This is a genomic window from Aurantiacibacter atlanticus (assembly GCF_001077815.2).
In the GTDB taxonomy this organism is placed as follows: Bacteria; Pseudomonadota; Alphaproteobacteria; order Sphingomonadales; family Sphingomonadaceae; genus Alteraurantiacibacter; species Alteraurantiacibacter atlanticus.
This window is the reverse complement of record NZ_CP011310.1, coordinates 2,137,933-2,161,792: the sequence shown is the minus strand read 5'-3', so window position 1 is coordinate 2,161,792 and position 23,860 is coordinate 2,137,933. Positions and strand designations below refer to the sequence as shown.

Annotated in this window: 26 protein-coding genes; 13 read left to right on the top strand and 13 right to left on the bottom strand. The window is 58.0% G+C overall.

Annotated elements, in window-relative coordinates; genetic code table 11:
* Positions 1 to 18 precede the first annotated feature (18 nt).
* The 10 genes from CP97_RS10460 (at position 19) to CP97_RS10415 (ending at position 7,864) form a co-directional block, all read left to right on the top strand.
* Positions 19 to 267, top strand: coding sequence for an exodeoxyribonuclease VII small subunit (locus tag CP97_RS10460; RefSeq protein WP_048886928.1), 249 nt, complete (start codon positions 19 to 21; stop codon positions 265 to 267).
* 12 nt (positions 268 to 279) lie between these two features.
* Positions 280 to 1,185: a polyprenyl synthetase family protein gene (locus CP97_RS10455; protein WP_048885896.1), complete on the top strand. Its 906-nt coding sequence runs from the start codon at positions 280 to 282 to the stop codon at positions 1,183 to 1,185.
* On the top strand, positions 1,185 to 1,697 hold the full coding sequence (coaD, locus tag CP97_RS10450; RefSeq protein ID WP_048885895.1) for a pantetheine-phosphate adenylyltransferase: 513 nt from the start codon (positions 1,185 to 1,187) through the stop codon (positions 1,695 to 1,697). The genes CP97_RS10455 and coaD overlap by 1 nt, the downstream gene beginning before the upstream one ends.
* Before the next feature lie 83 nt (positions 1,698 to 1,780).
* The gene (locus CP97_RS10445; protein WP_048885894.1) at positions 1,781 to 2,485 is read left to right on the top strand and encodes a peptidylprolyl isomerase; all 705 of its coding nucleotides are present in this window, start codon (positions 1,781 to 1,783) and stop codon (positions 2,483 to 2,485) included.
* 20 nt (positions 2,486 to 2,505) lie between these two features.
* The gene (queA, locus tag CP97_RS10440) at positions 2,506 to 3,537 is read left to right on the top strand and encodes a tRNA preQ1(34) S-adenosylmethionine ribosyltransferase-isomerase QueA (RefSeq protein WP_048885893.1); all 1,032 of its coding nucleotides are present in this window, start codon (positions 2,506 to 2,508) and stop codon (positions 3,535 to 3,537) included.
* Positions 3,538 to 3,546: 9 nt separating this feature from the next.
* On the top strand, positions 3,547 to 4,548 hold the full coding sequence (locus CP97_RS10435; protein ID WP_227819580.1) for an ABC transporter ATP-binding protein: 1,002 nt from the start codon (positions 3,547 to 3,549) through the stop codon (positions 4,546 to 4,548).
* On the top strand, positions 4,545 to 5,318 hold the full coding sequence (locus CP97_RS10430) for an ABC transporter permease (protein ID WP_048885891.1): 774 nt from the start codon (positions 4,545 to 4,547) through the stop codon (positions 5,316 to 5,318). Before CP97_RS10435 ends, CP97_RS10430 begins: the two co-directional genes overlap by 4 nt.
* A gap of 18 nt (positions 5,319 to 5,336) precedes the next feature.
* Positions 5,337 to 6,281 (top strand): DUF481 domain-containing protein, encoded by a 945-nt coding sequence (locus tag CP97_RS10425; protein WP_048885890.1) that lies wholly within the window; start codon positions 5,337 to 5,339, stop codon positions 6,279 to 6,281.
* Positions 6,271 to 7,410, top strand: coding sequence for a tRNA guanosine(34) transglycosylase Tgt (gene tgt / locus CP97_RS10420; protein WP_048885889.1), 1,140 nt, complete (start codon positions 6,271 to 6,273; stop codon positions 7,408 to 7,410). Before CP97_RS10425 ends, tgt begins: the two co-directional genes overlap by 11 nt.
* 151 nt (positions 7,411 to 7,561) lie before the next feature.
* Positions 7,562 to 7,864, top strand: a complete 303-nt coding sequence (locus CP97_RS10415) for a chorismate mutase (protein ID WP_048885888.1) — start codon at positions 7,562 to 7,564, stop codon at positions 7,862 to 7,864.
* A gap of 84 nt (positions 7,865 to 7,948) precedes the next feature.
* Here CP97_RS10415 and rpsD read toward each other — a convergent pair whose 3' ends face one another.
* From rpsD to CP97_RS10350, 13 genes are all read right to left on the bottom strand, one after another.
* Complete coding sequence (gene rpsD, locus CP97_RS10410) at positions 7,949 to 8,563, bottom strand: 30S ribosomal protein S4 (RefSeq protein ID WP_048885887.1); 615 nt, start codon at positions 8,561 to 8,563, stop codon at positions 7,949 to 7,951.
* Between the two features lie 173 nt (positions 8,564 to 8,736).
* Positions 8,737 to 9,468 (bottom strand): RNA methyltransferase, encoded by a 732-nt coding sequence (locus tag CP97_RS10405; RefSeq protein WP_048885886.1) that lies wholly within the window; start codon positions 9,466 to 9,468, stop codon positions 8,737 to 8,739.
* The gene (nrdR, locus tag CP97_RS10400) at positions 9,458 to 9,943 is read right to left on the bottom strand and encodes a transcriptional regulator NrdR (RefSeq protein WP_048885885.1); all 486 of its coding nucleotides are present in this window, start codon (positions 9,941 to 9,943) and stop codon (positions 9,458 to 9,460) included. The genes CP97_RS10405 and nrdR overlap by 11 nt, the downstream gene beginning before the upstream one ends.
* 19 nt (positions 9,944 to 9,962) lie before the next feature.
* Entirely contained in the window at positions 9,963 to 10,199 is a 237-nt protein-coding gene (locus tag CP97_RS10395; protein WP_149036459.1) for a hypothetical protein, read from the bottom strand.
* On the bottom strand, positions 10,196 to 11,509 hold the full coding sequence (gene glyA, locus CP97_RS10390; RefSeq protein ID WP_048886926.1) for a serine hydroxymethyltransferase: 1,314 nt from the start codon (positions 11,507 to 11,509) through the stop codon (positions 10,196 to 10,198). Before glyA ends, CP97_RS10395 begins: the two co-directional genes overlap by 4 nt.
* Before the next feature lies 1 nt (position 11,510).
* Positions 11,511 to 11,963: an RpiB/LacA/LacB family sugar-phosphate isomerase gene (locus tag CP97_RS10385; protein WP_048886925.1), complete on the bottom strand. Its 453-nt coding sequence runs from the start codon at positions 11,961 to 11,963 to the stop codon at positions 11,511 to 11,513.
* Positions 11,964 to 12,073: 110 nt separating this feature from the next.
* Positions 12,074 to 13,063 (bottom strand): acyltransferase family protein, encoded by a 990-nt coding sequence (locus CP97_RS10380; RefSeq protein ID WP_048885884.1) that lies wholly within the window; start codon positions 13,061 to 13,063, stop codon positions 12,074 to 12,076.
* A gap of 9 nt (positions 13,064 to 13,072) precedes the next feature.
* Entirely contained in the window at positions 13,073 to 13,246 is a 174-nt protein-coding gene (locus tag CP97_RS16305) for a hypothetical protein (protein ID WP_161485457.1), read from the bottom strand.
* Positions 13,243 to 13,785 (bottom strand): pseudouridine synthase, encoded by a 543-nt coding sequence (locus CP97_RS10370; RefSeq protein WP_048885882.1) that lies wholly within the window; start codon positions 13,783 to 13,785, stop codon positions 13,243 to 13,245. The genes CP97_RS16305 and CP97_RS10370 overlap by 4 nt, the downstream gene beginning before the upstream one ends.
* A gap of 25 nt (positions 13,786 to 13,810) precedes the next feature.
* The gene (gene rpoD, locus CP97_RS10365) at positions 13,811 to 15,829 is read right to left on the bottom strand and encodes an RNA polymerase sigma factor RpoD (protein WP_048885881.1); all 2,019 of its coding nucleotides are present in this window, start codon (positions 15,827 to 15,829) and stop codon (positions 13,811 to 13,813) included.
* Between the two features lie 10 nt (positions 15,830 to 15,839).
* The gene (dnaG, locus tag CP97_RS10360; RefSeq protein ID WP_048885880.1) at positions 15,840 to 17,735 is read right to left on the bottom strand and encodes a DNA primase; all 1,896 of its coding nucleotides are present in this window, start codon (positions 17,733 to 17,735) and stop codon (positions 15,840 to 15,842) included.
* A 32-nt stretch (positions 17,736 to 17,767) separates the two neighbouring features.
* On the bottom strand, positions 17,768 to 18,469 hold the full coding sequence (locus CP97_RS10355; protein WP_048885879.1) for a hypothetical protein: 702 nt from the start codon (positions 18,467 to 18,469) through the stop codon (positions 17,768 to 17,770).
* Positions 18,466 to 18,918 carry a GatB/YqeY domain-containing protein gene (locus CP97_RS10350; RefSeq protein ID WP_048885878.1) on the bottom strand — a complete coding sequence of 151 codons (453 nt, stop codon included), beginning with the start codon at positions 18,916 to 18,918 and terminating at the stop codon, positions 18,466 to 18,468. The genes CP97_RS10355 and CP97_RS10350 overlap by 4 nt, the downstream gene beginning before the upstream one ends.
* A 153-nt stretch (positions 18,919 to 19,071) precedes the next feature.
* Between CP97_RS10350 and carA the strand changes: the two genes are divergently transcribed.
* From carA to carB, 3 genes are read left to right on the top strand one after another with little or no spacing between them, the layout of a single operon-like run.
* Positions 19,072 to 20,259, top strand: coding sequence for a glutamine-hydrolyzing carbamoyl-phosphate synthase small subunit (gene carA / locus CP97_RS10345; RefSeq protein ID WP_048885877.1), 1,188 nt, complete (start codon positions 19,072 to 19,074; stop codon positions 20,257 to 20,259).
* A complete protein-coding gene (locus CP97_RS10340) occupies positions 20,259 to 20,483 on the top strand; it encodes a hypothetical protein (RefSeq protein ID WP_048885876.1) in 225 nt (74 codons plus the stop codon). The genes carA and CP97_RS10340 overlap by 1 nt, the downstream gene beginning before the upstream one ends.
* The gene (gene carB / locus CP97_RS10335) at positions 20,483 to 23,806 is read left to right on the top strand and encodes a carbamoyl-phosphate synthase large subunit (protein WP_048885875.1); all 3,324 of its coding nucleotides are present in this window, start codon (positions 20,483 to 20,485) and stop codon (positions 23,804 to 23,806) included. The genes CP97_RS10340 and carB overlap by 1 nt, the downstream gene beginning before the upstream one ends.
* Positions 23,807 to 23,860 lie beyond the last annotated feature (54 nt).

Here is a 23,860-nt window from a genome sequence, read left to right as displayed (position 1 = left end):
CCGTCAATGGTCGCGCCCATGGCAGAGGATAATGCGCAAATCGCCGATTTGAGCTTCGAGGACGCTTTGCGTTCGCTTGAAGATGTTGTGCGACGTCTTGAAGGTGGTGATGTGCCGCTGGATCAGTCCATCGACCTTTATGAACGTGGCGAGGCATTGCGCAGGCATTGTCAGGCCCGGCTGGATGCCGCGCAGGAGCGGATCGAGAAAATCGTGCAGGATCCCGATGGCAAACCACAGGGTACTGAGCCCTTTGACGCGGGCTAGGGGCAAGGCGGGATGGGGCTTGTTATCGCAGATGATTTGCTTGGACGTGGTCTTCAGCGCATCCAGCGCGAGATTGATCAGGCGTTTGATCTCAAGCTTCCAGTGCCGGATGATTCACGTGCATCATTAGTGGAGGCGATGCGCCATGCAGCCATTGGCGGTGGCAAGCGTGTGCGCCCCTTGCTGTTGTCCGCCGTGGCAGAAATGTATGGTGTCAGCCGCCCCGCAGCTGTTTTGGCAGGATGCGCGATCGAGGCGATTCACGTTTATTCGCTGATCCACGATGATTTGCCATGCATGGATGATGACGATCTGCGCCATGGGAAGCCCACGGTTCACAAGGCCTTTGACGAGGCGACAGCTGTTCTGGCGGGCGATTCGCTCCATGCGCTGGCGTTCGAGATACTTGCTGGCAGACAGGTCAGCACGGATCCCTTTATCCGCGCGGAACTGGTGTATGCGCTTGCCAGCGCCAGCGGGCATACGGGCATGGCTGGCGGACAGATGATGGACATGGTCGCCGAAGGTGAGGCATTCGATCTTCGCACGGTCACCCTCCTTCAGCAGCTTAAAACGGGTGCATTGCTGGGCGCTGCGGTGGAAATGGGTGCAATACTTGGCAAGGTCCCTGAAGAAGGCAGATCGCATTTACGCGCCTATGCCCGCGACATCGGCCTCGCGTTCCAGATCGCCGACGATTTGCTGGACGAAGAAGGCGATGAAATGCTGGCCGGCAAGGCGCTGCGCAAGGATGCCCCTGCTGGCAAAGCCACATTCGTATCGCTGATGGGCGTCGATGGTGCCCGGCAACAGGCCCAAGCATTGTCCCAACAGGCCATCGGACATCTCGCCAGTCACGGCAAAGAAGCTGATCTGCTTCGAGCACTGGCAAAATTCATTGTGGAGAGAGACAGGTAATGGTCAATCGCATCGGACTTTATCCCGGCACGTTTGATCCGTGCACACTTGGCCATACGGACATTATCCGGCGCGGAGCAAAACTGGTCGACAGGTTGATTGTCGGCGTGACGACCAATCCTTCCAAGAATCCCATGTTCACCCCTGACGAACGGATAGACATGATGGAGGTTGAGGTAGCGCGGCTTGGCCTCGATAATGTCGAAATTCGCGGCTTCGATGCGCTGCTGATGAAATTTGCCGAACACGAAGGTGCCAGCATTATCATCCGCGGACTGCGCGCGGTCGCCGATTTCGAATATGAGTATCAGATGGCTGGTATGAACCAGCAGCTTAATGACAGGATTGAAACCGTCTTCCTCATGGCTGATATCTCTCTACAGCCGATTGCTTCGAAACTGGTGAAGGAAATTGCCATTTATGGTGGTGAAATTGGTCCATTTGTCAGTCCGGATGTAAAGAAACTGGTCGATGCCCGCGTGAAGCAAAACGGCATTCGCGGTCAATTGTGACCTGATGGAATATGTTCATTGAACTGACATGCGCTTGTCCTTAGGACGCAGGACCATTCCAGCAATTGAACCCGGACGGGATTATGTTTCGCAAATTCGCGCTGACGGCACTAGCCGCCACTCTCTCTGTTTCCGCCCCTGCCGCTGCGCAGGACGTTTCGCTTTCTCCGGCGGTTGAACGCACTGAAGCAGTCAACGAAGCTGTCCGTAATGTTCCGGTCGCCGTGAATTTCGATGCGACGCAGGACAAGGAAAATATTCTGCTTCTCGATCTGTCGAGTGGTGAGCGGGTAGCAATCAGACTGGTGCCGGAATGGGCGCCTAGCCATGTTGAACGGGTCAAATTGCTGGCGCGAGAAGGGTTTTACAATGGCAATCCCTTCCACCGCGTGATTGATGGTTTCATGGCGCAGACGGGCGATCCCACCGGCACCGGTCAGGGTGGCTCAAATCTCCCCGATATTGAAGCTGAATTCAATCATTTGCCGCATGTTCGTGGCACGGTTTCAATGGCGCGCGCTAATGATGAGAACAGCGCCAACAGTCAGTTCTTTATCGTGTTCTACCCGCGCTTTGCGCTGGATCGCCGCTATACGAATTTCGGTCGGGTCATTTCCAATATGGCTGCTGTGGATGCGATTGCGCGGGGCGAGCCGCCCAGCAATCCTACGCGCATCCTTCAAGCGTCGATCGCAGCGGACAACGTTGCGCAAAAGATGCCGCAGGCTGTGAGTGCAGAACCGGAGCGTATCACGCTCGACATGCTGAACGAAGCCGTCTCTGAATGACCTTGCAGTAGGAGGCGCGTATGCGCGTCGACCTGTTTGATTTCGATTTGCCGCAGGAACTGATCGCGCTGCGCCCCGTGGCGCCGCGTGATTCGGCGCGGATGCTGGTGGCATGCGGCGAAAGTGGGCTTGAAGATCGCCATGTTTACGATCTGGCTAGCTTGCTCCAGCCGGGCGATGTGCTGGTATTCAATGATACGCGCGTAATTCCCGCTCAGCTAGAGGGGCGGCGTAGAGAAGCGCGCATCGGTGCGACCTTGCACAAACGGCTGGACCTGCGCCGCTGGCAGGCATTTATCCGCAATGCAAAACGCCTGCGTGAAGGTGACACGGTAGAATTTCCTGCGGGTGTCAGCGCAGTGGCAGAGCAGCGCCACGGCGATGGTTCCTTCACCCTGGCATTCGCAGGTGATGAACCGGTGGAAGTGCTGCTGGAACGGGCGGGACGCATGCCCCTGCCGCCCTATATCGCAGGCAAGCGCTCGACGGATGAGCGCGACAAGGTCGATTATCAGACCATGTTTGCCCGGAAAGACGGCGCAGTCGCGGCGCCAACCGCAGCGCTGCATTTTACGCCGGAATTGATCAAGACGCTGGATGCACGCGGTATTTCACGCGAAACGCTGACGCTGCATGTGGGGGCTGGCACATTTCTTCCGGTGAAGGCTGACAATACGGACGATCACGCCATGCACAGTGAGTGGGGGCTGATAGAGTCCGCCACAGCAGATCGGTTGAACGCCGCACGGGCATCTGGCGGGCGTATCATCGCCGTGGGTACGACAAGCCTGCGCTTGCTTGAAAGCGCGACAGGGGAGGATGGCGTGATCCGCGCCTTTGCAGGCGATACAGCCATTTTTATCACCCCGGGTTACATATTTCGCGCTGTCGATGGACTGATGACCAATTTCCATCTTCCCAAATCGACATTGATGATGCTGGTATCGGCGTTGATGGGCCGTGAGCGTATGCTGGGAGTTTATGCCCATGCTATCGCTCAAAAGTACCGCTTCTACTCCTATGGCGATTCCAGTCTGCTTTTGCCGCGATAATTAGCAAACATGGACCAATCTCGGCTTGGCATTGCAGAGGTGACGTTCCATCTACCAAACATGGGCACAATTCTCGAGCTTCGCGGACTGGAAAAAACCTACAAGGGCGGCGTAACCGCTTTGAACGGTGTCGATCTCAGCATCAATCGAGGCGAGATATTCGCGCTGCTTGGCCCCAATGGCGCGGGAAAGACCACGCTGATCGGTGCGGTTTGTGGTCTTGTCCGGCCCACGGGCGGCATGATCGAGGTTTTCGGCAAGGACATGGCAAAAAGCTGGAAGGATGTGCGGCGCCGTATCGGGCTGGTGCCGCAGGAACTCAGCTTTGACATCTTTGACAAGGTCATCCGGCAGGTCCGCTATTCGCGCGGCATGTTCGGCTGCGCGCCCGATGAAGCGCGAATCGAGGAGGTGTTGCGCAGTCTCAGCCTGTGGGACAAACGTGATCAGCAAATCCGCTCGCTATCGGGCGGGATGAAACGGCGCGTGATGATCGCCAAGGCGCTGGCGCATGATCCGGAGCTTCTGTTTCTTGATGAACCCACTGCGGGCGTGGATGTCGAGTTGCGGCGTGATATGTGGCGGCAGATCGATATGTTGCGCGAACGCGGCGTGACCATCATTCTTACCACGCATTATATCGAAGAGGCTGAGGAGATGGCTGACCGTGTCGGCGTCATCAACAGGGGCGAAATCCTGCTGGTGGATGACAAGAACGCTATCATGGCAAAACTTGGCCGTACCGAGGCGCAATTCACGCTGGCAGATCCGTTGACCGAGATTCCGGCAGCGATTGCATCCTATCCCCTGCATCTGGAAGACGCGGGCCACGCCCTTGTCTATCGTGGTGGCGACGGAACGGGGAAGGGCAAGCGGGAAGTGGCGGAGCTGGCCCAATTGATGGTGCGCAATGGCCTTACCTTCACCGGCTTGGAAACACGGGAGAGTACGCTGGAGGATATTTTTGTGGACCTTGTGCAGGATCGGCCTGAAGTGGTGGCGGCAGCATGAGCTCCATTATTAACTTCCGCGGGGCGCTGGCTATTTTCCGAAATGAATTGATGCGGATGTTCCGCACGATCTTCGGCTCCATCCTTGCGCCCGTTATCACCACATCGCTGTATCTCGTGGTTTTTGGTGCCGCCATGTCGGAACAGGTGGAGGCCACGATGGACGTGTCTTACGGTGCCTTTATCGTTCCGGGGCTTTTGATGCTGACCCTCCTCAGCGAAAGCACCAGCAATGCCAGTTTCGGCATTTACATGCCCAAATTTACCGGCGCGATTTACGAATTGCTGTCCGCCCCTGTTGGTGTGGCTGAAACATTGATCGGCTTTGTCGGTGCGGCAGTAGTCAAGTCGCTGATATTAGCCGCAATTATCCTCGGAACAGCGGCGTTGATCGTCGATTACGAGATTGCTCATCCCATCTTCGCGCTGGGATATATTATCCTTGTGGCGGCCACGTTTTCGCTGTTCGGCTTCATAATCGGGCTGTGGGCTGACGGATTCGAGAAATTGCAGGTCGTCCCTCTGCTCATTCTGATGCCGCTGACTTTCCTTGGCGGGACATTCTATTCTATCGACGTATTGCCTGAACCCTGGCGCTCGGTCAGTCTCGTCAATCCGGTTGTCTATCTGGTCAACGGGCTACGCTGGACCTTTCTTGGCTCGTCGGACTTCCCGATCGCCGTGTCGCTCGGCTTCACGTTGGCATTCTTGCTGCTGTGCGTCGGTATCATCGCGTGGATATTCAAGTCGGGGTGGCGATTGCGCGAATGACGCGCTAGCGAGCCGCGCATGAGGAAGAGCTGGATATTCGCTGCGCCATTGATGGCATGCGCCACCCCTGCCGCGGCTGAACTGCCTGAGGCTGCGCGTGCCATGATCGAAGCTGCGATTGCCAATGGCGATGCAGAGGCTGTTGAAGCTGTGCTGGCGGCTGCCCGCACAGCTTTTCCTGCCGATGTGGCTGAAATCGAAATGATCGAGCAGGCTTACGCGGAAGAGCAGGCGCTGCTGGCGACTTCACAGGCAGCTGCCGAAGAGGAGGCGATACGCAGTGCGGGCCCATTCGATAACTGGAGCGGGGAAGGGCAGATCGGCGGTTTCCAGTCATCGGGTAACAGCGATGAAATCGGCACCACCGCGGCATTGCAGCTGACACGCGAAGGAATTGATTGGGAACATCGCCTGCGGCTTTCGGTAGATTACCGACGCAGTGACGGTGTGACGTCACGCGAACAGTTTCTTGGCCGATATGAACCGCGCTACCAGATCAATGACCGGCTTTTCACCTACGGCCTTGTCCAGTTTGAACGTGATAAACTCCAAGGATATTCGGCACGCTATGTCGCATCGGGTGGATTGGGCTATCGCGTGATTGATACAGATGCGATAGATCTTTCGATCAAGGCTGGTCCCGCCTACCGGATCACCCATTTCATCGATGGTGGCAAAAACAGCCGACTTGCCGGATTGCTTGGATTGGATTTCGACTGGCGTCTGAGCGATTCTCTCAAGCTGACACAGGATGCCAATGCCACTGCCGAAACGGGCGGAGAAGCCGTGGTGATTGTTGATGGGTCCAATACCAGCCTGTCCGTCATCACCGGGCTGGAAGCGGGGCTGTCAGACAGCCTGACAGCGCGCGTTTCCTACTCGGTGGAATATGACAGCAATCCTCCCGATGGCAGCGTCAGCACCGATACATTGACGAGGTTCACGCTGATTTATGGCTTCTGATACACCTCGCTTCGCATTCACGTTGGACGCGACAGACGGGCGCGCGCGTACCGGACGTATCGAGATGCGTCGCGGCACCATTCGCACGCCCGCCTTCATGCCGGTGGGCACCGCTGGGACGGTAAAGGCGATGAAGCCTGAAGATGTGCGCGCGGGCGGTGCGGATATCATCCTTGGCAATACATACCACCTCATGCTGCGGCCGGGAGCGGAACGCATGGCGCGGCTGGGGGGCTTGCATTCCTTCATGCGCTGGAACCGCCCCATCCTAACAGACAGCGGTGGATACCAAGTGATGAGCCTGTCCGATTTGCGTAAATTGACCGAGGAAGGCGTGGAATTTCGCAGTCATATCGACGGTTCCAAACACATGCTGACCCCCGAACGTTCGATGGAAATCCAGCGACTGCTGGGCAGCGATATCGTGATGGCTTTCGATGAATGCCCGCGCGCAGACCGTCCGATGGCGGAAATAGAAGCGAGCATGGAACTTTCGATGCGCTGGGCGCAGCGCAGCCGTGATGCTTTTGATTCAGGGGGTGATCACGCAGCCAGCAGCGCGCTGTTCGGCATCCAGCAAGGCGCGCTTGACGAAGGGTTGCGGGCCCGCTCGGCAGAGGCGCTGCGGGCCATCGGTTTCGATGGGTTTGCGATCGGCGGGCTGGCCGTGGGGGAGGGGCAAGAGGCAATGTTCGGTGTGCTCGATTATGCGCCTGCCATGCTGCCTGAAGATGCGCCGCGCTATTTGATGGGTGTCGGAAAGCCAGATGATCTGGTGGGCGCAGTGGAGCGCGGGGTCGACATGTTCGATTGTGTGCTCCCCACCCGCTCGGGTCGCAACGGGCAGGCCTTTACGTGGAACGGCACGGTCAATTTGCGGAATGCGGGCCATGCGGAAGACACCGGCCCGCTGGACCCGCGCTGCATATGCCCGACCTGCGCCAGCTATTCGCGGGCCTATCTGCACCATCTTCATAAATCGGGTGAAATTCTTGGCGCGATGCTGCTGACGGAGCACAATCTGTCGTTTTACCAGCAATTGATGCAAGCCATGCGCGATGCCATTGCCGAAGGCCGTTTCGCCATATTCGCAGAAGATTTCAGAAGAGACTATTTATCCCGCAAATGATGTGCTCTCTGACTATTCCGGCGCGGCGCCCGCCATCGCAATCTCACTTGGCTGCAACCCGAAGGTCAGTCTGTTCTCGACGGCATCCTTCGCTTGGAATTCTTTACGAAGCGGTTGCGCGTGAATGTCACTTCCCGAAAGGTCTCAAGTAATGCCTCTATCTCCTGAAGAATGCACCTCCATGCAGGAGGTGCGGGAAGGTGTGGACGCGCTGGATCGGGAGTTGGTCGCCCTGTTAGCCAAGCGATTTGGCTTTATGCGGGCAGCAGCGCGGATCAAACCGGAACGCGGCACGGTGCGCGATGAAGCTCGCAAAGCTGCCGTCATCGCAGCTGCCGTGGCAGAGGCTGAGACGCAGGGCATTCCCGGCCCGGTCGTGGCCGATATGTGGGAGCGACTGGTGGAAGGGTCCATCGCATATGAGCTCGTGGAGTGGGATCAGCTGCGCGCCTGACAGCCTTCGCAACACGATTTGAGCACAACGAAAAAGGGCGGCCCCGCAGGACCGCCCTGTTTCAAACTGTAAGCGGCGAACCGATTAGCGTGAGTAGAACTCGACCACCAGATTGGGTTCCATCTGCACCGGATAAGGCACTTCATCCAGCGTAGGAACGCGGTTGAAGGTCACCTTGTCATTGCCATCGGTCACGACATATTCGGGAATGTCACGCTCGGGCAGGCTCTGCGCTTCGATAACCAGTGCCATTTCCTTGGCCTTGTCGCCCAGGCTGATGACATCGCCGAGGTCACAACGACGGCTCGGAATGTTACACTTCACGCCATTGACCTTGATGTGGCCGTGATTGACGATCTGGCGCGCGGCGAACACGGTCGGCGCGAACTTGGCGCGGTACACGATCATGTCGAGGCGGCGTTCGAGCAGACCGATCAGGTTCTGGCCGGTATCGCCCTTCATGCTGCTGGCAGCCTTGTAGGTCGCCTTGAACTGCTTTTCGGTGACGTCGCCGTAATAGCCCTTCAGCTTCTGCTTGGCACGAAGCTGCAGACCGAAGTCGCTGATCTTGCTCTTGCGGCGTTGGCCGTGCTGGCCGGGGCCGTAAGAACGCTTGTTCACCGGGGAATTGGGACGACCCCAGATGTTTTCACCCATCCGGCGGTCAAGTTTGTGCTTCGCACGTGTACGCTTCGACATACGTCGTTTCCTTCGATTTGCTGAGCTACCCCAACGGCAGCCATTTAACCCGGCATCGCACCACCATTCCGATATGAATGATGCGGCCACCGCTTCACCGGGGTGCGGGGCCAATTTGTCGCGAAGGCGCGCATGTAGCTGCGCAGCGCGCGAAGTCAAGCGCGAAGCGGTACCTAGCCGTCTTCCCGCAGTGGCTTGTCGAGGTGGGAAAGCACGCCTCGCAAAGTCCGCACTTCGAGATGGTTCCAGCCCGGCTTGGTCAAGACGCTCCGCAAGTTCCGTCGAGTCATCTCCCGGCGGCCCTCGGGGTGAAAATAGCGTTTGGGTTCCAGCAGGGTTTCAAAATGCTGGATCAGGCCTTCAAGTTGCTCTTGCGGGGCAGGGGGGAGTACCTCCTCGACTGTAGGCATGGAAAGCTCGCGGTGCTTGGAAAGCTCATAGGCAATCAGGATGACCGCCTGCGCCAGATTAAGCGAGCCAAATTCCGGATTGATCGGCGCGGTAACGATGGAGCGGGCAAGGGCGACATCCTCGCTCTCCAATCCAGATCTCTCAGGGCCGAAAAGAAATGCGCTGCGGCCGGCCTGCAATGGCACAGAGCGGGCGGCTTCTTCCGGTGTCATGACTGGCTTTGTCACGCCGCGCTTGCGCACTGTCGTTGCGTAGACGTGCGCGCAATCAGCCACCGCCTCTCCAGTTGTTCCATACACTTGTGCGCGTTGCAGCACCACGTCAGCGCCCGCTGCGGCAGGTCCGGCAGAAGGATTGGGCCAGCCATCGCGTGGGGCGACGAGCCGCAATTCAGCAAGGCCGAAATTCAGCATGGCGCGCGCTGACTTGCCAATATTTTCGCCTAGCTGCGGCCTGACAAGAACTATGACGGGGGTTTGCGTCTCAGTCGCCATCCTGCGCGCCTGCTTCCTGCACAGTGCTGGCGAATTCCTCGAAATCGCGCGCTTCACTGAAATCGCGATACACAGAAGCGAACCGGATATAGGCTACGGAGTCTAACTGGCGCAAACCATCCATTACCATTTCACCGATGCGGCTTGCGGGTATTTCACTCTCGCCCGCTGTTTCCACCTGTCGCTGGATGCCCGACACCAGCCGATCAATCCGCTCTTGCTCGATTGCGCGTTTGCGGCAGGCGAGTGAGACGGATTGTTCAATCTTGGCGCGATCAAAAGGCTCCCGTCGCGGTTCCCCGTCCTTACCGCCGGATTTCATCACTGTTATATCGCGCAATTGCACGCGTTCGAAGGTGGTGAATCGTGCGCCGCAGCCTTCACATTGCCGCCGCCGCCGGATCGAGGTGTTGTCCTCTGCAGGACGCGAATCCTTTACCTGGCTGTCTTCATGCGCACAGAAGGGGCATCGCATAAATAATGTCCGCTTCGGCCTAGGGGCGAACGCGTTTGTAGAGCATGTATCCAGCCCCGGCGACACCGCCGAAAATAGGGCCGATGATCGGCAGGACCAATCCTGCTACCGCGCCAATGGCTGCACCGGTCATAACCGGCTTGGTGGAAGGGTGCGCCATGCCTTCACGGCCAATGCCCTTGGCTTCTTCCATAGCATCTACCAAAATCGTCCTGTCAATCGGATCGGGCTTGTCGTCCTTGGGATCTGTCATCATGTCCTCCCGGGATATACTGGAAAAGCGGTGCACATTTCACCCACTTCACAGCGAACCCGCTCTTCAATCTGGGCATCTCCGTCATCGCCATTACGGTTCATGCCGGACACCACATCAGCGATCATAGCACCGATCTGGGTGAATTCCGCCGGACCAAATCCGCGGGTTGTGCCAGCAGGTGTGCCCAAGCGAATACCGCTGGTGATGAAAGGGCTGCGCGTGTCGTAGGGGATGCCGTTCTTGTTGCAGGTGAGATAGGCACGATCGAGGCCTTTTTCAGCCGCCTTGCCAGTCACGTCCATCGCGGTGAGATCGACCAGCATGGAATGATTGTCCGTCCCGCCCGATACGATGCGCAGGCCGTTTTCCTGAAGGCTGGCGGCAAGTGCGCGGGCGTTTTCCACAACGCGGTGAGCATAGGTTTCGAAATCGGGGCGCAGCGCCTCGGCAAAGGCGACGGCCTTGGCAGCAACAATATGCATCAGCGGGCCGCCCTGCATTCCGGGAAAGACCGCCATATTGAACGGCTTGGTATATTTCTCGTCATTCCACAGAATCACGCCCGAACGCGGACCGCGCAGCGATTTATGCGTGGTGGTGGTGGCGACATCGGCAAAGGGGAAGGGCGAGGGATGCGCGCCGCCGGCAACGAGGCCGGCGATGTGGCTCATATCCACCATCAGATAGGCGCCGACTTCGTCCGCGACCTTACGGAACGCTTCCCAGTCCCACACGCGCGAATAGGCCGTGCCGCCCGCGATAATGAGCTTGGGCTTATGCTCTTTCGCGATGGCCATGACCTCGTCCATGTCGATGCGCTCGTCTTCCTGACGAACGCCATAGGCAACCGGATTGAACCATTTGCCCGACATATTGACTGGGGAACCGTGGGTGAGGTGTCCGCCCGAATTGAGATCGAGGCCCATGAAGGTGTCACCTGGTTCGAGCAGGGCCAGAAACACCGCCTGGTTCATCTGCGAGCCGCTGTTCGGCTGCACATTTGCAAAATTGCAGCCGAACAATTCGCAAGCACGTTCGATTGCAAGGCTTTCGATTACATCGGCATATTCGCAGCCACCGTAATAGCGTTTGCCCGGATAGCCTTCTGCATATTTGTTGGTGAAAACGCTGCCGGCGGCTTCGAGCACGGCGCGCGAAGCGATATTTTCACTCGCGATCAATTCGATGCGGTCGCGCTGGCGGGCAAGTTCATCGTCGATAGCGGCGGCAATATCGGGATCCGCCTCGGCCAGTGAATCGCCCCAGAAACGGGTGGTGTCGGATGCTGTATCTGCAGGTGCTGTGCTCATATCAGGAACCTTGGTTGGATAGCTTGTCAACGCGCCGGCGATGGCGACCATTTGCATCACCGGCGTCAGCGAATTCTGTTTCGAGGAAGGCGGAAAGACAGGCCTTGGCCATGTCTGATCCGGTTAGTCTTGCGCCCATGGCGATGACGTTGGCGTTATTGTGTTCCCGGGCGAGCGCAGCGGAAAACGGTTCTGTTACCAGTGCACAGCGCACAGCCGCGTTTCGATTGACCGCGATAGAGATGCCGATGCCACTGCCGCAAAGTGCTACACCGCGCTCTGCCGTGCCATCTGCAATCACTTCGGCCAGCTTGAAGCCATAATCGGGATAATCGACACTCTCGCCAGTTTCGGGTCCAAGATCGGCCACGTCGTGACCTTGTTCGATAAGCCAGTCGCGCAATTCGGCCTTGAGGTCGGTTGCAGCGTGGTCGGAGGCAATGGCGATACGCATGGCGAGCCACATAGGGAATCGCAGGCCGACTCGCTAGCCGTAAAAACGGGCTTTTGTGCTTTGTCCCCCGCAAGTGAATTTGCGGTCCAGATCCAAAGTCTGCTGAATTGTCAGGGCAGCGCGCTACGCGCAGCCGCTTCTTCATTGCGCACTTTCTGGCGCTTCTTGGCAATAAGAGAATATCGTAGCTTTTCAGATGGACGGTCTACGAGAAAATAAAACAGCGCTGCAACCGCTATGGCCAGGACCATGGCCGCGACCTTGGTACCCATGGTTAACGCGACGGCCGTAGAGACAAATTGGATCACAGAAAAGTGAACAAGATAAAAGGGATAGGTGAAATTGCCGAGGTGGCGATCGAGGCTGTTCGACTTGCGCTTCAGCGATGCCGCAACATAAGGGATCAGCGGAATAAGCCAGACAAATGCGAACAGATCGCTCTGCCAATCATTGGCAACACGTTTGTCAAATATCCATCCCAGGGGGCTGATCAGAATAGCAAAAGTGATGAGAAAAAACACGCCGAGGGACACGATCCCTGCACGCGTATCGGGATACCATTTTGTTTCGTAGATTATCGCGCCGATTGCGAATGCCGGTAGATATTGCAGAACGCTAGAGAAGCCAAAAGCGAAGAACAGATACCAGCCAAACGCCCCGCCCACCACGGATAGTGCGACGATCCTGCGATTGATGGTGGCGACAGTCATGAGAAGTAGAGGCAGCAAGACATAGAACTGCAACTCGATATCGAGAGACCAGCTGACGCCAAGCACGTCGCCCCCGGTCGTCGCAATTCCGAAAAGGCGTAGATTGGGCCAGATTGATCCGCCAAAAATCAACCACGCGCAAAAAACGATCGCGAGATAGACCGGCATCAGGCGTAAATAGCGCCCGAGGTAGAACCAGCCCACCGACGTTTCCTTATATTGTTCACGCCAAATGCGCGTGATCCAATATCCGCTCAACACGAAGAACAGGATGACGCCCAGCCGTCCGGTGTTCACGCGCGATACGTGCGAAACGAAGACCAGAAAGGCCAGGAGGAGGCGAAAGGCTCCCGGCGGGATAACCAGCGCATCGGCTAAAAAATTTCGCATTATGTCGAGCTACGCCTTGGCTTCCAGCTTGCGCCATAGCAACTGCAGCGCGCGAGTAAAACGAAACGCCCTGACATTTCGCAAGTCCCGGCCGATACTCTGCGGTTCGCCCATTGCTGCAACAGTTTCGAAATCACGGAAATCGTGTGCTGTGCGCAGCGCGGTGTTCCTTTGCGGGCTCAAGCCAAGCGCCATTGGCCCGGTTGCAATCCATCCAGGGACCAGTCGCCCACGCTCCAGCGCACAAGGCGAAGTGTCGGATAGCCTACTGCCGCAGTCATGCGCCTCACCTGGCGATTGCGGCCTTCGCGGATTGTCAGGCGCATCCAGCTATCGGGAACGCTTTTGCGAAAGCGCACGGGCGGATCACGCGGCCAGAGGTCGGGTGCGTCGATAGCCTCCGCTTGTGCCGCGCGCGTCAACCCATCCTTCAGTTCCACACCGCGAGACAGGTGGGTAAGCGCGCCTGTGTCAGGCTCGCCTTCAACCTGCACGAGATAGGTCTTCGGCAATTTGAACTTGGGATCGGCAATTCGCGCCTGCAATTTGCCGTCGTCAGTCAACAGCATGAGCCCTTCGCTATCGCGATCAAGCCGTCCTGCGGGATAGACGCCGGGAAGGTCGATATAGTCTGACAGGGTGGCGCGGCTCGTCGGGTTGCCACGGTCCGTAAACTGCGACAATACGCCCATCGGCTTATTGAAAAGGACTAGGCGGGACAAAGCGGTGTCCCGCCCAAACCTTGTTTCACTGATCGAGGAAAGAGCGCATTTTGCGTGAACGGCTCGGGTGCTTGAGCTTGCGCAGCGCCTTTGCTTCGATCTGGCGAATACGTTCGCGCGTCACGCTGAACTGCTGGCCGACCTCTTCCAGCGTGTGATCGGTATTCATGCCAATGCCAAAGCGCATTCGCAGCACGCGTTCTTCACGTGGAGTAAGCGATGCAAGAACGCGGGTGACGGTTTCCTTGAGATTGGCCTGGATCGCGGCATCCACGGGGATGACAGCGTTTTTGTCCTCGATGAAATCGCCCAGATGCGAATCTTCCTCGTCGCCAATCGGCGTTTCAAGGCTGATCGGCTCCTTGGCGATCTTCATCACCTTGCGGACCTTTTCCAAAGGCATGGACAGACGCTCTGCCATTTCTTCGGGAGTAGGTTCTCGGCCCTGCTCATGCAGGAACTGGCGGCTGGTGCGCACCAGCTTGTTGATCGTTTCGATCATGTGCACCGGAATACGGATGGTGCGCGCCTGATCGGCGATCGACCGTGTTATCGCCTGCCGGATCCACCAGGTCGCATAGGTGCTGAATTTGTAACCGCGACGATACTCAAATTTATCGACCGCCTTCATCAGGCCGATATTGCCTTCCTGAATGAGGTCGAGGAATTGCAGGCCGCGATTGGTGTATTTCTTGGCGATGGAGATCACCAGGCGCAGGTTCGCCTCAACCATTTCCTTCTTGGCAATGCGCGCCTCGCGCTCACCCTTCTGCACCATGTTCACGATGCGGCGGAATTCATTGAGGCTCATGCCGGTCTGGCTGGCAATATCGGCGATTTCCGCGCGGATACGCTCAACCGCGTCAGCTTCCTTATCGGCGAAGGCAGCCCATTTCTTGTCCTTCTTCGCGCGTTCCTGCAGCCATGTTTCGTCCATTTCGTTGCCGATATAGGACTGGAGGAAATCGATGCGCTTGACCTTGTGCCGTTCGGCAAGGCGCAGCATCTGGCCACCCAAGGCGGTCAGTCGACGATTGAAGGCGTAGAGATTGTCGACCAGATATTCGATCTTGGTCGCGTGGAACTGCACCGATTCAACTTCAGCCGTCAATTCCTCGCGCAGGGATTCATATCTGTTTTCCTTGGCCTTGGAAAAAGCTTCTCCGGCACCAAGAACATCAACCCGCTCGGCCTGCAGGTTCTCAAATTTCTTGAACAGATCGGTGATGCGGGCGAAACGTTCGAGGGCATCGGGTTTGAGCGCAGCTTCCATCTGCGCGAGGGACATGGTGTTGTCCTCTTCCTCTTCCTCGTCGCGCTTGCTGCCAGAGCCTTCGCCATCCTCATCATCATCGTCTTCGGATTCGTCATCATCCTCGTCATCATCGCGGATGGTGGGACCGGCAGTTTCTTCTGAAATCTCGCCGTCATCATCCTCGTTTTCCTCCTCCATCTTTTCGACGGGAGGTTCCTTCGACAGCATGGCGTCGAGATCGAGAATTTCGCGAAGCTGCATCTCTTCATTATTGAGCGCTTCTGACCACATGATGATGGCGTGGAACGTGATCGGGCTTTCACACAGGCCCATGATCATCGTATCGCGGCCAGCCTCAATGCGCTTGGCAATGGCGATTTCGCCTTCTCGGCTGAGCAGTTCGACCGCGCCCATTTCGCGCAGATACATGCGCACAGGGTCATCAGTGCGGCCTTCACCGGCGACGCTTTTCTTCTTTTCAGGAACGTTCTGCTTGTCTTCGGCCTGCGATTCAGAGCCAGTCGGTGCGATCTCTTCGGGACCGTCATCGTCTTCCTGCGCTTCTTCATCGCTTTCCACGATTTGCACACCCATGTCGCTTATCGCGGTCTGGATGTCCTCAATCTGGTCAGCGCTCATCTGGTCCGAAGGCAAAGCTTCGTTCAGCTCGTCATAAGTGACGTAGCCCTTGCGCTTTGCCTTTGCGATCATCTTTTTGATCGACGCCTCGTTGAGGTCGATCAGGGGCGCATCATCGGAGGGCCGGGTGTTTTTTGCCTTGGAAGCCATATTCAGATCGTCAGTCCGTTTCCTGTTCGCCCGCAGCGGTATCGGCTACGCCGGGCGATGAATATTTATCTGCCGCCATCGCGGCCCGTTTTCTTGCCATTTGCCCGAGACGCGCCTCAATTTCCAGCTTTCGTTTGCGCAGTCTTTGCTGCTCTTCAAAAGCGCCATCGGGATCGGCCTCGAAACGGCTGGTCGCCGCAGCAATTGCCGCATCAAGCGCTGGCCTTTCGACCAGCAGCGAAACTGCTTCGGCAAGATCCTCCCTCGCGTCGTCCGGATCGGAACCTTCAACGAGGAAGGAGAAACGGGCGTTATCCGGCGTCGCCGGAAGAATTCCTTGCGCTGATATGGGCGGTTCCTCGCCCGCTTCAAGCATTTGCGCGTATTCGAGTAGAAAATTGACAGCCTGTGCGACTTGTCGGTCACTATCGGAAAGGCTGAGCAGGCTGTCTGCATGGCGATGAATCTCGCCGGGATATCGGGCCAGCCCGACCAGTACGGCCTGCGACAGCGTATCGCGAATAGCGCCGCTTACCGCACGGCGCAGGCGCTCTGCAACGTATGGCGGGGCGCGTTCCTGATCCTGCTTGCGATTGAAGCTGCCACCGCTGCGATTTTTGCCATGCGGCGTGAATTCGCGCTTAGGAAAGGCGAAATTGCTATATCGTTCCAGCAATTCGCGGCGATAAAGCGATTTGATGTCGGGATGCTGGATTGTGTCGACATGATCCATCAGACGCGCTTTCAGCCCCGCCTTATCCTCTGGCGAAGACAGCGGCTGGGCCGAGCGCTCATGTTCCCAGATCAGATCGAGTAGCGATCTGGGCAATGCGAGTAATTTCTCGACCGCGGCAGGGCCATCGCGCTTGAGCAGATCGTCCGGATCAAGGCCCGCAGGCAAGGTGACAATGCGCAATGAATGGCCAGGGCGCAGGAGCGGCAGCGTCCGCTCTGCAGCGCGCATGGCGGCACGCACGCCAGCATTGTCCCCATCAAGGCATAGCAAGGGCTTATCGGCCATGCGCCACAGCAATTCTATCTGATGTTCGGTAAGAGCGGTGCCCATTGGCGCAACGGCATCTTCAAAACCCGCCTGCGCCAGCGCAATCACATCCATATAGCCTTCGACAGCGATGACCCTGTCCGCCTTGCGGCTGGCAGGCGACGCGCGATGAAGATTGTAGAGGTTGCGCCCCTTGTCGAATAACGGCGTATCTGGGCTGTTGAGATATTTTGCCACGCCTTGCCGGTCTTCCAGAATGCGTCCGCCAAAGGCGATGACCCGCGCGCGCGGGTCGTGAATGGGTAGCATTACCCGCCCGCGAAAACGCGAATATGGCAGCTTGTCATCGACGCTGATGAGCAGGCCGCATTCGACCAGCATTGCCTCGTCAAACTGGCCGAGCGCCTGTTTCAGCGATTGCTTGTCATCGGGGGCGTAGCCAAAGCCGAATTGTTCAATGATCCGCTGCGACAGGCCGCGCCGCGCCAGATATTCACGGGCGCCGACACCTTCATCCGAATTGAGCCGCGCTACGAACCATTCCTGCGCGGCCTGCATCACGTCATGCAAAGAAGCGCGCTTTTGCGCTGCCTGCGCCGCGCGCGGATCGGGCGCAGGCACGTCCATTCCAGCTTCGGAGGCCAGTTCCTTCACCGCATCCATGAACTCCATGCCGCGCTGGCCCATCATCCAGTCGATTGCGCCGCCATGCACGCCGCAACCAAAGCAATGATAAAAGCCCTTCTGATCGTTGACGGTGAAGCTGGGCGTATTCTCATTATGGAAGGGGCAACAGGCCTTCCACTCGCGCCCCGCGCGCTGCAGTTTGGTGGTGCGCTGGATGAGCGTGGACAGGGTTATCCTGCTCTTGAGTTCATCCAGCCATTGCGGGGAAAGCGCCATCGCCTGACCCTACAGACCCGAGCGATTCGTGCCTAGCGGGACGCGCTGCCTGTCCCCGCTTCCCCTGCAGGTTTTTCGGGCGCGGGGAAAGGGCCGGTGAGGTCAGCAGTGCCGGTGTAGCTCTGCACTTCAAACGCTTCGCCAGGGCCGGCAGGGGGCATGGTCGATTGCCAGAAAAAGGTCAGTTCCTCGCCTTCACCCCAGCCATCGCCTGCTTCGATCCGCCAGATCAGCAAGCCTGCATCCTCTGCCACGCCGATCGTATAATCGTGGCCAAGCGTGCTTTCTGCCTGCAAGCGGTCATAGCCGATAACCTTGGCAAAGCCGCTGGCCGGGCGCGTTGTGCGAAAGGCGAAGGGCTGCGCTTCTGTATCCGCGCCTGTCGAGGTGATACGATGGACATAGGTGTAAATCGTGCTCGCCGGCATATCGGCAGGCACGCATTCTTCTGCAGCTGCCTCGCCCTCGGCAGGGGCGGGGCAGGCGACATAGCTGACCATGCGCGCGACAGGCTGACCTTCAAAGCTGATCTCGGAAGAGACTTCGGGACCCTGCGGACCGACGATCTTGGGGCCAAGGCTCTGCGCGCTCAGACCCGCTGCGACCAGCGTGCGCTGTCCCATGGTGGCAGGGCTGCGCTCTGCCCTGGTTTTAGGGGCTGGTTCCTGCTCTGAAGAGCATGCCCCGAGCAATAGGGGCGCAGCCGCAGCAAGGCTGAAAACGAAAGCCTTCATGAAAGTGATTCCTTTACCCAGCCGCTGGCACGGCCCATGTCCAATTGTGTGCCATGACGGCCCTTGAGCTCGCCCATAACGCGGCCCATGTCCTTCATGCCGTCAGCGCCAAGTTCGGCCTTGATCGCTTCGATCGCGGCCCTGGTTTCTGCCTCGCTCATTTGCTGGGGCAGGAATTCCTCGATCACTGCCAGCTCACCCTTTTCCTGGTTCGCAAGTTCAGTGCGGCCACCATCTTCATACATCTGGATCGATTCGCGGCGCTGCTTGGCCATTTTCTGCAATACATCGATCACCATCGCATCATCATTGCCTGAACCGCTTTTGGTTCGTTCTTCGATGTCGCGGTCCTTGATCTTGGCGGAAATCAGGCGCAGCGCGGCGACGCGCGGCTTATCGCCCGCCTTCATCGCGGTAATGGTCTCGGTCTTGATGGTATCCCTCAGCATGGGGTGTCTCGCAGTCTTTTCCTGTGGATGATTGCGTCCTACTTAGGCCACAGCGCAACAAAGCCAAGCCTTGTGCTTGACGGGAGGCGCAGCGGTGACTAGCCGCTGGGACTTAGCACACATCGCCGGTCCATTGATTCAACGGGAGCCTCTATGGCCTTTCTCGCTTCCTCGCACGCGCAACCTAAAGGAGCGACGGGCATTCTCGTCCTGGCCGATGGCACAGTTGTTTGGGGCAAGGGCTTCGGCGCCACCGGCAGCGCGGTGGGCGAAGTCTGCTTCAACACGGCGATGACAGGGTATCAGGAGGTGCTGACGGATCCTTCCTACGCCGCGCAAATCATCACCTTTACCTTCCCGCATATCGGCAATGTCGGCGCGAATGACGAGGATGTTGAAAGCGCGGTAGAAGGCGCGGTGGGCTGCATCGTGCGCGAGGAAGTGACGCTGCATTCCAACTTCCGCTCCACCACCGAATTCGTGCAGTGGATGAAGGATCACGGCAAGATCGGCCTTTCGGGCGTGGATACACGCGCGCTTACCCGCCGCATCCGCATGAATGGCGCGCCCAATGCAGTGATCGCCTATGACCCGCAGGGCCAGTTCGATGTGGATGCGCTGCTGCAACGCGCGCAGGAATGGCCGGGTCTGGAAGGCATGGATCTTGCCCAGCGCGTGACACGCGGCGGGCAGGAAAGTTGGGAAGGCGGATTCTGGCGGCTGGGCCACGGCTATGGCCGCGCGCCCCGCGATGCCAAACCGCATGTCGTTGCCATAGATTACGGCAGTAAGGACAACATCTTCCGCAACCTCGTGAAGGCAGGTGCGCGGGTAACGGTGGTTCCGGCCAAGACCCCGCTGGACGAGATCATGGCGCTATCCCCCGATGGCGTATTCCTTTCCAACGGCCCCGGCGATCCGGCGGCTACGGGAGAATATGCGGTGCCCGTGATCAAGGCGCTGCTGGACAAGGACGTGCCGCTGTTCGGCATCTGCCTCGGCCACCAGATGCTGGCGCTGGCAGCCGGCGCAAAGACCGCCAAAATGCACCAGGGCCACCGCGGCGCGAACCATCCGGTGCAACGCGTAGGCGAGGGCTGGGGCGAGACTTCGGGCCTTGTTGAGATCACCAGCATGAACCACGGCTTCGCGGTCGATGGCGACACACTGCCCGAAGGCGTGGAGCAGACGCATGTTTCGCTGTTCGACGGCTCCAATTGCGGGATCGCGATTAGCGGCAAGAAGGCGTTCGGAGTGCAGTATCACCCGGAAGCATCACCGGGGCCGCAGGACAGTTTTTATCTGTTCGAGAAGTTTGTGGGGATGTTGGAAGGCGAGTAATGGCGATCATAAGAAATTTCGACGAGCTAGAACCCAAAACTAACGTGCGTCATTCGGAAACCCACGACGGTTGGTCTCTCCAAGGGCAAGACGGGGAGAAGTTTATTCAAATCAACACGATGGGTTCTGCGGATCGCGAAATTCTGGGTAAAGTCTCTCAGACGCTTCGGTTGAGCAAAGAAGCGTTCGAGCAACTTGCTGAATTGGCGAGAAAGTACCTTTAATGCCCAAACGCACTGACATCTCCTCCATCCTCGTCATTGGCGCTGGCCCGATTATTATCGGTCAAGCTTGCGAGTTTGATTACTCCGGCACGCAGGCCATCAAGGCTTTGCGCGAGGACGGCTATCGCGTGATCCTCGTCAATTCCAATCCCGCCACGATCATGACCGATCCTGACATGGCGGATGCCACCTACATCGAGCCGATCACGCCCGATATCGTCGCCAAGATCATCGCCAAGGAACGGCCCGATGCGCTGCTGCCTACGATGGGCGGACAGACCGCATTGAATTGCGCGCTGGCGTTGGATGCTGACGGCACGCTGGAGAAATACGGCGTCGAGATGATCGGGGCCAAGGCCGATGTGATCGACAAGGCCGAGAACCGCCTGCGTTTCCGCGATGCGATGGACAAAATTGGCCTTGAAAGCGCGCGCAGCGGCACCGCGCACAATCTGGTTGAGGCGCTGGAGGTGCTCGACCGCACCGGCCTGCCGTCCATCATCCGCCCCAGCTTCACCATGGGCGGCACCGGCGGCGGCATAGCCTATAACAAGGCTGAATTTGAAGCGATCGTGAAGAGCGGCCTCGACGCCAGCCCCACGACAGAAGTTCTGATCGAGGAATCGCTGCTCGGCTGGAAAGAGTTCGAGATGGAAGTTGTGCGCGACAAGGCGGACAATTGCATCATCATCTGCTCCATCGAAAATGTCGATCCGATGGGCGTGCATACCGGCGATTCCATCACTGTCGCGCCAGCCCTGACGCTGACCGACAAGGAATATCAGATCATGCGCAATGCCAGCATCGCCTGCTTGCGCGAAATCGGAGTGGAAACAGGGGGATCGAACGTACAGTTCGCGGTTAATCCCGAGGATGGCCGCCTCATCGTGATCGAGATGAACCCGCGCGTATCGCGTTCATCGGCGCTGGCATCCAAGGCCACCGGCTTTCCCATCGCCCGCGTCGCGGCGAAGCTGGCGGTTGGCTATACGCTGGATGAAATCACCAACGAAATCACCGGCGCAACGCCCGCCAGCTTTGAACCGACGCTGGATTATGTTGTCACCAAGATCCCGCGCTTCGCCTTTGAAAAATTCAAAGGTGCGGACAACCTCCTGTCCACCGCGATGAAATCGGTGGGTGAGGTCATGGCCATCGGGCGCAATTTCAAGGAAAGCCTGCAAAAGGCCCTCCGCGGCCTTGAAACGGGGCTGGACGGGTTCAATCGCATGGTTGAACTGGAAGGTGGCAACCGCGAGACGATCACTGCAGCACTCAGCCGTGCGACGCCCGACAGGCTGCTCAATATCGGGCAGGCATTCCGCGAAGGCTTCACGCTGGAGGACGTGCAGGCGATCACGCATTATGATCCGTGGTTCCTGCGTCATGTCGAGGAAATCATCTACGAAGAGGCGATGATCGGCCAGAATGGTCTGCCCAACACTGCAGAGGAATTGCGCCGGCTGAAGGCCATGGGCTTTTCTGACAAGCGGCTGGCTACGCTGGCCGTGCGGTCTGTTGGCGTTGCGGGTGGACTTGGCGAAACGCAGGCCAGGCGTTCGGGCCTGCTGCACGATGCCCTGCGCGCAATGGCGGGTGCCACCAGCGAGGAAGAGGTGCGCAAGCTGCGGCAGAAGCTGGGCGTGCTGCCGGTATTCAAGCGTATAGATAGCTGCGCCGCCGAATTTGAGGCGGTCACGCCCTATATGTATTCGACTTATGAGGCCCCCAGCTTCGGAGAGCCGGAGAATGAGGCTTGGCCATCGGATCGTGAAAAGGTGGTCATCCTTGGCGGCGGACCCAACCGCATCGGGCAGGGGATCGAGTTCGATTATTGCTGCGTTCACGCCTGTTTTGCGCTGAGCGCAGCGGGCTATGAAACCATCATGGTCAATTGCAATCCGGAAACGGTTTCCACTGATTACGATACATCCGACCGCCTCTATTTTGAGCCGCTGACGGCAGAGGATGTGCTCGAAATCCTGCGGGTGGAGCATTCACGCGGCACGCTGAAGGGCGTGATCGTGCAGTTCGGGGGGCAGACCCCGCTCAAGCTGGCGAGCGCGCTGGAAAATGCCGGCATCCCGATCCTTGGCACCAGTCCCGATGCGATCGACCTTGCCGAAGATCGTGAACGCTTTGCCAGGCTGATAAACAAGCTGAAGCTCAAGCAACCCGAAAACGGCATTGCCTACAGCCGTGACGAGGCAATGGCTGTGGCGCATCGCATCGGTTACCCGGTGCTGCTTCGCCCCAGCTATGTGCTTGGCGGGCGGGCTATGGAAATCGTGGATTCCGACGCGCAGCTTGATAATTATATCGCCACGGCCGTCAATGTATCGGGCAGTAGCCCGGTGCTGGTGGACCAATATCTGCGCGATGCTATCGAATGCGATGTCGATGTCCTGTGCGACGGGAACGATGTCGTCGTCGCAGGCGTGATGCAGCATATCGAGGAGGCGGGCGTCCATTCGGGCGATTCTGCCTGTTCTCTCCCGCCCTACAGCCTGTCGGATGAGATTGTGGAGGAACTGGAGCGCCAGTCAGAAGCGCTCGCGATTGCGCTGGAAGTGCGCGGATTGATGAACGTGCAATTCGCGGTAAAGGATGGCGAGGTCTATCTAATCGAAGTGAACCCGCGCGCCAGCCGCACCGTGCCTTTCGTTGCCAAGGCCACTGGATCACAAATCGCCAAAATCGCCGCAAGGGTTATGGCAGGAGAGAAACTGGCCGATCTGCCTAAAATCCGTCGAGAGATGGATTATGTCGCGGTGAAGGAAGCCGTATTCCCCTTCGCACGCTTCCCCGGATCGGATCCGGTGCTGACACCAGAAATGAAGAGCACTGGCGAAGTGATGGGTATCGATAGCGATTTTGCCACGGCCTACACCAAATCACAAATCGCCGGTGGCAGTGATCTGCCAAAAGGCGGAACCTTGTTCGTTTCCGTCAAGGATGGCGACAAGCCGCACATCGTGGAGCCTGTTCGCCAATTGCTCGATTACGGCTTCAATGTCGTGGCGACAGGAGGCACACAGCAATATCTTGCCGAACAGGGCCTGCCGGTTGAACGGATCAATAAGGTTGCCGAAGGCCGCCCGCATATTGTCGACAAGATCAGCGATGGCGAGATTACTCTCGTGTTCAATACGACGGAAGGCTGGCAGAGCCATAAGGACAGCCAATCCATTCGCGCATCGGTGCTGGAAAACAGGGTGCCTTATTACACGACGGCCGCCGCATCGGTGGCCGCAGCTCAGGCAATTGTATCGGTTTCGGCCAGTGATCTTGCAGTCAGGAGCTTGCAGGACTATTATAGCTGAGATCTAGAAACCAACTTCTCACCCAGATTTGACCTGAGCTTTTCGCCCGCGGGG